This window comes from Candidatus Zymogenaceae bacterium (assembly GCA_016931225.1).
Taxonomy (GTDB): Bacteria; Desulfobacterota; Zymogenia; order Zymogenales; family Zymogenaceae; genus JAFGFE01.
In genome coordinates this window covers 83,779-96,193 of the sequence record JAFGFE010000040.1, presented here as the reverse complement: position 1 = coordinate 96,193, position 12,415 = coordinate 83,779, and the positions used below count along the sequence as shown (strand labels likewise).

General features: G+C 54.6%; 9 protein-coding genes and 1 riboswitch. Of the genes, 7 read left to right on the top strand and 2 right to left on the bottom strand.

What is annotated here, in order from left to right:
* The first annotated feature begins 5 nt into the window (after positions 1-5).
* The 3 genes from JW885_15855 (at position 6) to JW885_15845 (ending at position 2,806) form a co-directional block, all read left to right on the top strand.
* On the top strand, positions 6-566 hold the full coding sequence (locus tag JW885_15855) for a hypothetical protein (protein ID MBN1883643.1): 561 nt from the start codon (positions 6-8) through the stop codon (positions 564-566).
* 34 nt (positions 567-600) lie between these two features.
* A complete protein-coding gene (locus tag JW885_15850; GenBank protein MBN1883642.1) occupies positions 601-2,004 on the top strand; it encodes a sulfatase in 1,404 nt (467 codons plus the stop codon).
* Between the two features lie 181 nt (positions 2,005-2,185).
* Complete coding sequence (locus JW885_15845; GenBank protein ID MBN1883641.1) at positions 2,186-2,806, top strand: hypothetical protein; 621 nt, start codon at positions 2,186-2,188, stop codon at positions 2,804-2,806.
* A gap of 132 nt (positions 2,807-2,938) precedes the next feature.
* Here the strand turns inward: JW885_15845 and JW885_15840 are convergent, their stop codons facing one another.
* Both JW885_15840 and JW885_15835 read right to left on the bottom strand, forming a co-directional pair.
* Complete coding sequence (locus JW885_15840; GenBank protein MBN1883640.1) at positions 2,939-3,949, bottom strand: alcohol dehydrogenase catalytic domain-containing protein; 1,011 nt, start codon at positions 3,947-3,949, stop codon at positions 2,939-2,941.
* Between the two features lie 12 nt (positions 3,950-3,961).
* Positions 3,962-5,164 carry a zinc-binding dehydrogenase gene (locus JW885_15835; protein MBN1883639.1) on the bottom strand — a complete coding sequence of 401 codons (1,203 nt, stop codon included), beginning with the start codon at positions 5,162-5,164 and terminating at the stop codon, positions 3,962-3,964.
* Positions 5,165-5,522: 358 nt separating this feature from the next.
* A riboswitch (molybdenum cofactor riboswitch) is annotated at positions 5,523-5,653 on the top strand.
* Positions 5,654-5,941: 288 nt separating this feature from the next.
* Here JW885_15835 and JW885_15830 point away from each other — a divergent pair.
* The 4 genes from JW885_15830 to JW885_15815 all read left to right on the top strand — a co-directional run bounded on the left by JW885_15830 (position 5,942) and on the right by JW885_15815 (position 12,317).
* Positions 5,942-7,552, top strand: a complete 1,611-nt coding sequence (locus JW885_15830; GenBank protein ID MBN1883638.1) for an aldehyde dehydrogenase family protein — start codon at positions 5,942-5,944, stop codon at positions 7,550-7,552.
* Between the two features lie 444 nt (positions 7,553-7,996).
* A complete protein-coding gene (locus JW885_15825; GenBank protein MBN1883637.1) occupies positions 7,997-9,409 on the top strand; it encodes an amino acid permease in 1,413 nt (470 codons plus the stop codon).
* A gap of 60 nt (positions 9,410-9,469) precedes the next feature.
* The gene (locus JW885_15820; protein ID MBN1883636.1) at positions 9,470-10,573 is read left to right on the top strand and encodes a hypothetical protein; all 1,104 of its coding nucleotides are present in this window, start codon (positions 9,470-9,472) and stop codon (positions 10,571-10,573) included.
* A 355-nt stretch (positions 10,574-10,928) separates the two neighbouring features.
* The gene (locus JW885_15815) at positions 10,929-12,317 is read left to right on the top strand and encodes a sigma-54-dependent Fis family transcriptional regulator (protein ID MBN1883635.1); all 1,389 of its coding nucleotides are present in this window, start codon (positions 10,929-10,931) and stop codon (positions 12,315-12,317) included.
* Positions 12,318-12,415 lie beyond the last annotated feature (98 nt).

The following is a 12,415-nucleotide window of genomic DNA, read 5'->3' as shown; positions in this document are numbered from 1 at the left end:
TATACATGGAAACTCAACCGTGTTCGAAGCGTATTGTGCGTCCGGTGGCGGTGTTGTTTCTGATTGCGGCCGTTGCCTTTATCGGATTCAACGGCGCCGCCCGGATATCCAGCGGGGGCCTGTTTCACATCATAGCGGTGGTGTGCGGCGTGGTGCATATGATATGCGTGGTTTTCAGCGCAGCCATTATATACCCCATCGCCTATCGACGGGGGGTGGGCGCCGCGGAGCGAATTCTCGGATCCCTCTTCGTTCCCGTCGCCTGGATCATCAAGGAATTCATCGTCGTCACCGGGGTGTACGCCTTCTTCGAGGCCCTCTATTACACCCTGAATCCGGTGAACGTGTTCATCCTGTCGCTGGCGCTCCTGGAAATGGGTATCGCGGAGCTGTTCGGTCGAAGGAGGATCGAGAAGAATGTCCGCGGGTCGGCGGTGCCGGCGGTCGTGGCCGTTGTGGTGGCGCTGGGGATTCTTTCCTTCCTCTTCTGGGGCATCGGCGTCTATTCGTTCTACGCCTTCCAGGAGGGGTACAAGGCGATTTTCGGCTTTGGAGTCGGGGTGTAAGGGAGTCGTTCATACGATTTATGAGGTACATATCATGACACGGGATAAAGAGTCTTCATTCTTTAAAAGGCCGATGACCCGGCGCCAGGCCCTCAAGGTAATGGGAGCGGCTTCGGCGGCGGGATTGATGGGGGCCGGCATGCCCGACCTCCTAAAGGCACAACCAAGCGGGAAACGGCCGAACATTATATTCATCCTCAGCGACGATCATCGCTGGGATCACCTGAGCATCCTGGGCCATCCATTCATCGAGACGCCGAACCTGGACCGTCTCGCCGCCGAGGGGATCCTGTTCGAAAACGCCTTCGTGACGACGTCGCTCTGCAGCCCCTCCCGGGCCAGCTTCATTACCGGCACCTACGCCCACACCCACGGGGTCAAGAACAACATCACCCCCTGGAGCAACGACAACATCACCTTCATGGAGCTGTTGAAAAAAGTCGGTTACGACACCGCCTTTATCGGCAAATGGCACATGCCCGGCGATCTGCCGGACCTCCGGGGAGTGGATGAATTTACCACCTTCACCGTCCAGGGCGGACAGGGGAAATACTTCAACTGTCCCCTCATCGTCAATGGTGTGGAGGAGCCGTCGAAAAAACCCTATATCACCGAGGAGCTGACGGACCGGGCGATCGAATACCTGAAGAAGGGTCGGGAGAATCCCTTCTGCCTGATGCTCGCCCACAAGGCGGTGCACCACCAGTTCCTGCCGCCCCCGGAACTCGCCGATCACTATCACGATGTGGAGGTGAACTATCCGGATGAGATGAATCCCCTGGTGCTGTTCAAGGCCCAGAATCACCTGTTCGGCGTGTTCGGCTCGGTGGACATGCACTACAAAAACTACTGCGAGACCATCTATGCTCTGGACCAACAGATCGGCAGGGTGCTCGATACCCTGGACGAGATGGGCGTCGCCGATGACACGGTGGTGGTCTACGCCGGGGACAACGGCTATTTCTGGGGCGAGCACAACCAGATCGACAAGCGGTGGGCCTATGAGGAATCGATGCGGATTCCGTTTATCGTCCGTTACCCCCGGGGAATGACGGACGTCGGACGAAACGTCTCGAGCATGGTCCTGAACGTGGACCTTGCGCCGACGATTCTGGATCTGGCGGGAATCGACGTGCCCAGTTACATGGAGGGGAAAAGCTTCAGGCCCTATTTCACCAATCCCTACAGTCTGGGCAGGGAGGCCTGGCTCTATGAATACTACAAGGACTATCCCTATCGATATCCGCCGCACTACGCCGTCAGGACCGATACCCACAAATATATCGTATACGACGGCAGGAAGAAGTCGGAGATATTCGATCTGGTCGGTGACCCGAAGGAGATGAACAATCTCTACGGCACGCCCGAAGGGGAGTCACTGCTCCCCTTCCTGGAGGCGCGGCTCAACGGTTTCCTGAAGCAGTACGATCTGGTCTGACGGACGAAATATTTCGGACACTTTCGTGACCGGGGGAGGGCATGCGCCCGCCCCCGGTTTTTTATTATTCCCACGTCCCGCTCGATATTTGTGTGATATTCGGTTGGACAGAATAATAATTGTATGAGATGATATTTACATATTGCGAGTATCGCTGTGTTCCATGAATGATGGAGGATCCATGACCACGGACAGATTTATGACGAATACTGCCATACGCACGATGCTTCTGGGAGTTCGAGAGATCGTGGGAGAAAACGGCCTGAAGACCATTCTCAACCGTGCCGGCATACCGGTGCGCGCTGATGACCTGCCGCCGAACAATTTGGATATCAGTGAGGTAAAGATCAGCGACTGTGCGAAGTATGAGAACGCCATACGTGACATCTACGGCGAGAGGGGAGCCCGGGCCATCCTTTTCAACGTGGGCATCGCCCAGGCCCTGGCCGGCATTGAGGAGAACAGTGAGCTGGCGGAGGCCACCCTCAAGGCGTTTGAGGGAATGGAGAATACCGAGTGCATCCGAATCGTCCTCGCCACCGCGGCGGCGGGGGTGTCCGAGCAGATCGGGACGGAGATTATCGTGAGTGAGGACGGCGACGCGTTTTTTTACGAAGATACGGTATGTAATCACTGCTTCGGCATGAGCGTTGATCAACCCATCTGTCATATGGCGCGGGGATTTGTCTACGCCCTGGTGCGATGGGCGACCCGGAGCGACGATTACGAGGCGGTCCAGACCAAATGCGCCGGCATGGGCGATGAATCATGCGTCATCCGGGTACACCCCAGGATGTCCTAATCTGTACATCGGCCGTGCACCTGATATACCCGGTTTTTTATTGAAAGGACGCCCCGGATGGATATCATCCAGGGCGTTGTTGAATTCAGATCACAGAAATCCGACCATCATCGAAGATGTTTTCTCTTTCGGTTACGGATGCACCATGATCTTAATCGCTTCACCGGACTCGTACAGGTCGAATATACCCGGGGATTCGTCTAGGGGTATATGGTGCGAGATCAGCGATTCCAGCTCCAGCTTCGGCAAGAGGTTGATGGTCCGGGGGAAGGTATAGGGTGAAAAGAAGACACCTTTGATGGTCAGCTCCTTGGTGTACATGATAAAGGGGCTGACCGGAATGAGAAGATCCATGGGATAGACCGAAAACCAGAAGAGGGTCGATTTCATGCCGGTAATCGCCACAGCCTGGACCGCGGCTTCGGCATTGCCCGACGCCTCTATCACCACATCGAATGCCCGATTGTTTGTCTCCTCAAACGCCCTGGCCACCAGATCCTCTTTTGTAGGATCAACCGTCACGTCCGCCCCCAGCTTCTCGGCGATGGCCCGTTTTTTCTTATCCGGCTCGGATATGAGCACAAAGGCGGCCCCGGCCCGGATGGCAAGCTGCAGGAGAATCAGGCCGATGGGCCCCGCGCCGGTTATGGCAACGCTCATGCCCGGCTTGATCTCTGCCATGTCGATACAGTGGAGGCATACGCTCACCGGTTCGGCGAATGCCGCCGCGTCGAAACCGATACCCTCGGGCAGGACGAAAACCTGCTGGCGATCCGCCACCACATACTCGGACATGCCCCCGTTGGGCTTCCACAACTCGGCAAGCCGCTCGCAGTAGTGCTGTTGGCCGGTACGACAGCGGAAGCAGTCTCCGCAGTACCTCACCGGATTTGTGGTAACCACATCCCCCACATGTATATCATCCACCTTGGGGCCGACCTCCTCCACGGTGCCGGATAGCTCGTGGCCCGTATAGAAAGGAAATTCTCCGGGGAGGACGAGGTTTCCGGCATAGACAGAATGATCGGTGCCGCACATTCCGCAGCTTTTCACTTTAATCCTGACATCCCGGGGACCCACGTCGGCCACCGGAACGTCGGAGAGCGAGGCTTTTCGTATACCATCAAGCATCAACGCTTTCATATCATTCCTCCGTTATGGTGATATGTCCAAAACCGCCTTGATGACGCGTTCGGATTTAGATTTCACGAGTTTGAAGGCCTTTCGGTAATCGGACAGCGGGAATCGATGCGTGATGAAGCCGTCGAGGTTGATGGATCCATCGGTGATATATTCCATCGCCAGGTCGAACGAGCTTACGGTTCTCCCTCCAATGTGCTCCATGCCGTGGGCGTTGATCCCCCTGAGCGTGAGTTCCTGTTGCCAGATGGGGGTTTGATCAAAGGCGACGGGGCTGAGCTGGTTTCCGATCATCACGTAATCGCCCCCGGCCTTGAGCCACCGGAGGGAGTCGTGGATGGTTTTTGAGTAGCCGACGCAGTCGTATATCAGATCGAATCCGCCCATGATGACATTGTTTCCCAGGGGCCCCCGGTAGAGCTTGGCACCGGTAACGTCCGCCGCGGCGTCATAGGGATCGCCGGTGAGTATGTGGTCCGCCCCCAGCTTTTTCCCCAGTTCCCGCTTGAAATCGATTCTTTCCAGCAGGTAGATGATGGCGTCCGGCTCGAGGGCTCTGGCCGCCTGGCTGACGTTGAGGCCGATGGTGCCCGCGCCGATGACCAGTACCTTTTCTTGTGCCTTCGGCGGACGTGCGAGCGCCGCATGCAGGGACACGGCGACGGGCTCGATGAGAACCGCCTGGTCGTCGGTCAGGGCGTCGGGCACTTTCACAAGCTGGCTTTCGTGGGCGATAAACTGTTCGGTGAAGCCGGCGCCCAGGTTTTCGGGAAGGCTCCCCTCGGAGAAGTTCTCGCACAGGGTGTAATTACCCGCGGCGCAGTGGACACACGGCGGCTCGATTTCCTTCATGGAGCAGCAGGGGAGATAGCGCTGGAGGACAATCCGGTCTCCGACGGAGAGGGACGAGACTCCCGGCCCCATCTCGATGATTTCTCCCACCACCTCGTGTCCCATGAAGGCCCGGGGAACGCCGGGGAGGGCGGCCAGGGATATGCTGGGGCTTGCCGCCACGAAGAACATGGAGATATCCGCCCCGCAGATGCCGGTGTGTCTGCTTTTGACCCGCACCCACCTGGGTCCCGGCAGGTCCCGCCGGGGGATGTCACCGAAGGACACCGGCGACAGAGGGGAATAGTAGATAAACGGGAAGATGCCGGTAAGTGATTTGGTCAAAAGGATTTTCGGAACATTGACGTCGAAGTAGATGGATTTCATGATGGTCCTCGAATTTTATAACAGAGACAATCACATGGGGTGAGAGGGTGTGATGATGCAAATGTATGATCATCGTGCCCGAAAACATTGTAGAATCCGGGCCGTATTCCGTCAAGGATTTTCAGGGGCCGAAAGCGTTGGTATTCCGAAAAAACCTCCCTGACGTCTTGTCCATGTCGGCGGGTAGCGGTGCGTCAAATGATAGTCAATAAGAAAGCACAGTCTTTTTGTTACGGTCTATATGGATGAGTAAACACCAAAAAGCGGGATTTCATTATATCGAGCGTTATGTCGCGATACCGCCGTCAACGGAAAAAATTCATTGACAGACGTTGTTGCATCCTGCTATCATAACACGTAACATAGGATTCTCCGAGCCTCACCACCTGTCGATTTGATGTATTCAAGGTCCATGGTGGCTGGCCGATAGGGTATAACTGGAAACGGTTATGCCTCCCGTGTTTGGAAAGGAGGATTGTCGAGACGAGGGGATAGTCAATGACTTTTCATTGATGTATCTATGCATATCCTTGTGCCCTCCTGAATCTTTCCTTTCCGATCACATCATCTATCCGGGAACGTGCTCCAACATCGGGCGTGTTTGACCGCCGTCTCAGTCGACAGTCAAAGACTTTTCCGGCGGGGGATCCCTGTTTCGAAAAGAGGCACCTATACGCTGAAATTATTCATGCTGCAATATTTAGTACATTTATTAAAACAACAATATACTTATTGTATATAGCTTGACATTATTTTTTATAAAATATGGAGGATACCATGAGTACGAATGTCTTCATGCAGAGTGATGAAGTGAGTCGTCCGGGCGGAGATTTCGCCCTGTCAAAAAGCCCGACAACGGGGGAGGATATCGGCAGGTACGCACTTCATACTCCCGAAGATGTGAAGAAGGCGGTTATGAAGGCCCGGGAGGCGCAAAAGGGATGGGCCGAGCTTTCGGTCAAGGAGCGGGCCCGGGCGCTGTTCAAAATCAGGGACTACGTCATCGATAACGCAGAGGGGCTTGCCCAGATCATATACATGGACAACGGAAAGACCAGAACCGAGGCGATGGTCGCCGAGGTGTTCGGCACCGTGGCCCATATCGATTATCTGGCGAAAAACGCCAAACGGCTGCTCAAGGATTACAAGCTGAAAGCGTCGAACATCCTGCTCGCGTACAAGAAAAGTAAGATAATCCGGGTTCCCTATGGCGTAATCGGCATCATCTCGCCCTGGAATTATCCCTTTACCATCCCCATGGTTGAAATCGCCATGGCGCTGATGGCGGGGAATGCCGTAATTGTCAAAGTCGCCAGTGAAACCCTGGCCACCGGCAAGGCGATTGAATTATGCGTGAAGGCCGGCGGGCTGCCGGACGGCCTGTTTCACTATGTCAATCTGCCCGGTCGCGTGGCGGGAGACGCGTTTTTTGAGGCCGGGGTCGACAAGCTCTTTTTTACCGGGAGCGTCGGTGTCGGGAAGCATCTCATGGCAAAGGCCGCCGAGACACTGACTCCGGTATCCCTTGAGCTCGGCGGAAATGACCCGATGCTGGTATGCCCCGATGCCGATATCTATCGTGCCGCCGCCGGAGCCGTGTGGGCCGGGCTGACCAACTGCGGTCAGACGTGCGCGAGCGTGGAACGCATATACGTCCACAAGGACGTCTATGAGCCGTTTGTCGAAACCCTCTCCGAGATGGTGACTTCCCTCAGGGTGGGGCCGGATGAGGATTTCTCCACGGATATCTGTTCGATAACGACGAAGGATCAGATGGAGGTGGTGGAAAGACACATTCAGGACGCGGTCGAAAAGGGGGCGAGTATCCAGGCGCGGTCGAATCGTCCCGAGAACAGTTCCGGGAATTTCCTTTCCGCGGTGGTTCTCACCAACGTGAATCACGACATGATGGTGATGCGCGATGAGACCTTCGGGCCGGTCCTTGCGGTAATGAAGGTCGACGACATGGAAGAGGCTATCGAGCTGGCGAACGATTCCTATCTCGGATTAACGGCGTCGGTGTGGTCAAAAAGCAGAAAGAGGGCCATAGAGTATGCGCGTCGAATTCAGGCGGGCGTCATTATGGTCAACGATCATATGATGAGCAATGGACTGCCGGAAACACCCTGGGGCGGTTTTAAGGAGTCCGGAATCGGTCGGACTCATGGTGAGCTGGGATTCGCCGAAATGACCCAACCGGTATGTCTTGTGAATGATTATCTGGTCGGGGCGAAGCGGAACATGTGGTGGTTCCCCCAGGGGAAGAAAGTGTACGACGGTATCCTGGGCATGATGCATATGCTGTACTCGAAGAATATCCTTAAGCGGCTGGTGGGAATGATGAAGCTCAACAGGTTGTTTCTCCGGACGTTCACGAGAACGGACTGAGAGACGAGATAGAATATAATACGTTTACCATTACGGGCCGATACGGGATAAATCCGTATCGGCCTTTTTTTGGCCTTTGAAACGATGATAAGCCGGATATGGTCATTCGATCATTTTGAAAGTCGATTCGGTATACGTGTCATCAATGTTGGGCGTGCAGTGTTCCCCCTCCTTTTTCCGAAAGACGAGAAAAAACTGTTTTTTTTCTCATCGTATTCTGATAGGATGCACCTTGATTCTTCTGCTGGCTCTTCCCGAAATAAAACATGGATTCATGCGGCCTCTCGAGGGGTATGTACCAGGATAATGACCGAGAGATACCGTGTGGGAAGGACGATTGACCGGGCGGCCGGTAGTTTTGCAAGGGGCCGAAAACGGTCCTATGCGAAGCGGGTGGTCATGGTTCTTTATGCGATGACGTCAAAGTAGACAGGAGGAATGTGTATGGAACGAACCAATGTGGAAAGCTTTTTAAAAAAGGAGATCACCTTTCTGGGATTGGTGGCCTCGTTTGTGGCCATCAATATCGGCGGCGCGCTCTTTTCCCTGACAGTTGTGGCCGGAAGTAGCGCAGGCCCGTCGCTCCCCATCGCCATGCTAGTAGCCTCCGTCCCGGCCATACTGGCCCTGGTGCCCTACAGCATGTTCTCCACCGCCTGGCCCACGACCAGCTCCACCTATCGATATTCCCAGCTGCTCAGTCCGCCCCTGGCCTTCATCCACATGTTCACCCTGCTGTTGTGCATGCTCATCGGGGCGGAGCCGCTGTTCGCCCTGACATTCGGGGAATACTTCAACCTGCTGATGCCCGAGACCGCTCAGATCAATCCCGCCATCATCGGCATTATCGTGTTTACCCTATTTTATATCGTCAATCTGCTGGGCATCAAGTTCACCACGAGGCTCCAGATTTTTCTCTTTCTTACCATGATGGCGGCACTGGTGCTGTTTGTGATTTTTGGCATCGATGATGTAAAGACGGCCAATTTCTCGCCGTTGATGCCGAACGGAGCGATAGGCTTCGTGGGGGTTATCGGCATCCTCTTCACCTTCTGCGCCGGGGGTCTTTTCGTGATCGACCTGGGCGGCGAGGTGAAAAGAGCGGCCGCCACCTACCGCAGAGCCCTGATAACCGGCATGCTAACCGTCGTGATTATTTACGTGTTGATTCATGTCGTCACCGTCGGGGCGGTCAACTGGGAGGCCCTCAAGGAGCAGAGGACATTGATGAAGGTGGCGGAGAACTTCATGCCCGGATGGGCGGTGCTCTTTTTTATCATCGGCGGCGCCCTGGTGGCATGCGCCACAACCATCAACGGCATCTTTACCATCATCAGTCGGGGCATGATGGTCATCGCCGAGGAGGGGCTGTTCCCGGCGTTTCTGGGAAAGGTCAGCAAGCGGTTCGGCACCCCCCACTGGGCCCTGACCTTTATCTGGGCGGTCTGCTCTCTGTCGCTTTATATTCTTACGTCCCCGATGGCCAAAGAGATGGGTGGAAACCCGGTGTTTCTCTTCGGTGTAATAACAAACTTTGGCCTGATTATCTCCATCACGTTCGTCTGTATAGCCGGCGCCGTAGTTCCCTTTCAGATGAATAAAGTGTACGAAAAATCCGGTTTTAAAATATCCAAGAAGGTGGTGGCGTTCATCAGCGGGAGCGCCGTGTTTCTCAACGCCTTGATCTTGACATTACTATTGTTGGCATTGCAGAAAGCCATGGGGTATAAACCTGCAGTGATGCTGGGCGTGTTTGTGCTCATCGCGGTGATTACGTATTTAGTTTCTCGCTGGAATATGACCCGAAAGGGGCTGACACCGCCTGGAAAACCGACCATCCCCGATACGACCGAATAGCGACTGTATCAGACGGGCCGCTCCATGGAACAGGAGCGGCCGTCGCTTTGGAGAAAGACAATGAACGGACTATCCAGAATTATCGCGGCCCTGAAGCGGGAGATCCCGGATCGGGTGCCCCATCTTGAGCTGGCGTACAATGAGGGACCGATTCTCAACATCGCCCGGCACTTTACCGATGACCTCCCCTCCCTCGATTATTTTCAGCGGATGAATCCCGAGGACAAGATCAGGCTCTTCGAGGCCTTGCTTCTGGTAATCGAGCGGCTGGACGTGGACGGCCTGACGCTGCGCCTGTTTTCAGACGTCACCTTTATCGATGATCTCAGATATGTCGATGAGTGGGGGGTGACATACAAGCTCGATCCGAACGGCGAGGCCCTGGTGGTCAAGGGCGTTATCGAAAAAATGGAGGATCTCGACTCGTATCGTACCCCGGAGCCGAAGGAGACGGATCTTTTAGCACTCAGCTATTGCAACGCCCGGTTCAAGGGAGAGCGTGCGCTGGTGATGAGTCTCAGGTGTCCGTTCCGGTTGAGCTGGAATCTGGTGGGGGGAATGAACAAGCTTCTGGTGCTTTATCGAAGGAACCCGGAGATGGTTCATCGCATGGCCCGCATCGCCACCGATTACATTTTCAAGGAAATCGACCTGTCGGCGAAATTGGGCGCCGATGTCTTTTCCCTGGACGGCGACCTGGCGTTCGACAGCGGTACGTTCATGTCTCCCGACCAGTTCCGAGAGTTTCTCCTTCCCTATTATCGGGAGATCATCGATTACATTCATTCGAAGGATCTTTTGGTTTTCAAGCACTCCGACGGCAACGTGTGGGGGATCATCTATGACTGGATCGACGCGGGCTTCGAGGGCATTCATCCCTTCCAGCCCCAGTGCATGGATCTGGCCGAGTCCAAGGAAAAACTGGGAGATACGGTGTGCCTGATGGGGAATATCGACTGTATCGATACCCTGGTCAGCGGCTCGGAACAGGATGTGGAGGAAGAGGTGCGACAAGCCATCAAGACCGCTGGTCCCGGCGGGGGGTACATTCTGAGCTCTTCAAACACGATACATCCGGGCGTCAAGGCGGAGAATTATATCGCGATGGTGAAAGCCACCCATAAATACGGCGTCTATGACGGGGCGATACCCCGGACCGAGTAAGGGATTTCTCCGGTACGTGGTCTTCCTACCAATAATCAGGCGTAGGGGGGAGCATCATTACGATTCTGAAACGGAGCCGCTGTATCGATCGTACCGATCCGATCGGTCTGAGAGGCAGCATTGTTTTATTGACTATTTTTGTGATATATTAGATAAAAAGTATATAATAAATATATGAAGTGAGCTGACGAGGAACGGAGTCATGCCGAATAGTGCTTCCGGATGAGGGGTTGTATTGTTTTGCCGTGAACACTCTCGTAGATTTATATATCGTGTATCGAATCGCGTGACTTTGTTCAACTATGGACTCGACAACGGTTCGGCTTTTTTTATCCCTGAAGATTTATAAGGTTCGATGTCCATCACTCCAACCATACTCATCGTTGAAGACGATGAATCTTTTAACGCCTTACTGACCACAGTCCTGAAGGAAGAGGGCTTCCAGGTGTTCGGCGCCCATACCGGCGCCGAGGCCGTTTCCCTGTGTGATCAGGTCCAGCCGGATTTGATGCTTCTGGACATGCAACTTCCCGACATGAGCGGCATAGACGTGTTGACCACGACCCGGGAGTGGCCCGAGGCGCCCCATATCCTGGTCTTGACTGGACATGCGTCCATCGAAACCGCCATCCAATCGATGAAACTGGGAGCCGCCGATTACCTCACCAAACCCATCAACATAGAGGAGTTGATCCTGGCGATCAAAAAGAATCTCAGACATCTCCAACTGGTTCGGGAGGCGGAATTTCTCCGGGAGGTGGACCGGAAAAAATATAAATTCCACTACCTGGTGGGAAACTCGGAGAGGATGTCCGAGGTGTATCGGTTGGCGCTTTCGTCGGCACGATCCGATTCCAGCACAGTGCTCATCGAGGGGGAATCCGGCACCGGGAAGGAGTTCCTGGCCCGGTTCATACACAATCGCTCCGATCGCCAGAATGAATCTTTTGTGGAGATAAACTGCGCGGCGATACCGGAAAACCTGATTGAAACGGAGCTCTTTGGGTATGAGCCGGGTGCGTTTACAGACGCCAAGGTGCGAAAGAAGGGGCAGATTGAATTCGCTGCTGGCGGAACGCTCTTTCTCGATGAAATCGGGGAGCTTTCTTCTCAGCTCCAAGCGAAGCTTTTGAGGTTTCTCGATACCATGACCTATAAAAGGGTCGGCGGGACAAGAGACATTTCCATGGACGTGCGGGTGATCGCCGCCACAAACCGGAACCTCCAGCTTGCTGTGGAGCAGGGAAGCTTTAGAAGCGATCTCTACTTCCGCCTCAAGGTGATGCATATAACCCTGCCGAGCCTCAGGGAGCGACCCGAGGACATCGAACTGTTTGCCGCGGCCTTTTTGGAGGAGAGCGCGAAACGACTGAAAAAGCAGGTCAAGGGATTCGGTGACGGGGTCATAGAGCGGTTGATGGCCTACGGGTGGCCCGGCAACATTCGAGAGCTGAAGAATATTATCGAGAGTACGGTCATTGTCTGTGAGGGAACGACCGTTACCCTCAGGGACCTTGCTCTCAAGGTGCCTGCGGAAGACGGGCGCTCAAAGCTTGTGCCCGCGGAAATACCGGATTCAGGCGTGGATTATCGCTCGATCATCGATACCGTCTCCAGAAACCTCATTGAAACGGCGTTGGCCAGGGCCGGGGGAAACCGATCCCGGGCCGCACAGCTGCTTTCCATTCCGAGACAGGTGTTGATGTACCAGATGAAGAAGCTGGATATAGAAAGCCAGATGTAACGTTATTCCCGTATGAGAATCGAGTCTGTATGTAGAAGCCGGCACTCACCTTGTGAGGCCGGTTTTTTCATTGGTGTTTTTGTTCGTTTTGTGATACA

What these genes read in the sequence shown, in the direction of transcription:
- JW885_15855 (MBN1883643.1), top strand. Translation starts at nt 6, where the DNA reads ATGGAAACTCAACCGTGTTCGAAGCGTATTGTGCGTCCGGTGGCGGTG.
- JW885_15850 (MBN1883642.1), top strand. Translation starts at nt 601, where the DNA reads ATGACACGGGATAAAGAGTCTTCATTCTTTAAAAGGCCGATGACCCGG.
- JW885_15845 (MBN1883641.1), top strand. Translation starts at nt 2,186, where the DNA reads ATGACCACGGACAGATTTATGACGAATACTGCCATACGCACGATGCTT.
- JW885_15840 (MBN1883640.1), bottom strand. Translation starts at nt 3,949, where the DNA reads ATGAAAGCGTTGATGCTTGATGGTATACGAAAAGCCTCGCTCTCCGAC.
- JW885_15835 (MBN1883639.1), bottom strand. Translation starts at nt 5,164, where the DNA reads ATGAAATCCATCTACTTCGACGTCAATGTTCCGAAAATCCTTTTGACC.
- JW885_15830 (MBN1883638.1), top strand. Translation starts at nt 5,942, where the DNA reads ATGAGTACGAATGTCTTCATGCAGAGTGATGAAGTGAGTCGTCCGGGC.
- JW885_15825 (MBN1883637.1), top strand. Translation starts at nt 7,997, where the DNA reads ATGGAACGAACCAATGTGGAAAGCTTTTTAAAAAAGGAGATCACCTTT.
- JW885_15820 (MBN1883636.1), top strand. Translation starts at nt 9,470, where the DNA reads ATGAACGGACTATCCAGAATTATCGCGGCCCTGAAGCGGGAGATCCCG.
- JW885_15815 (MBN1883635.1), top strand. Translation starts at nt 10,929, where the DNA reads ATGTCCATCACTCCAACCATACTCATCGTTGAAGACGATGAATCTTTT.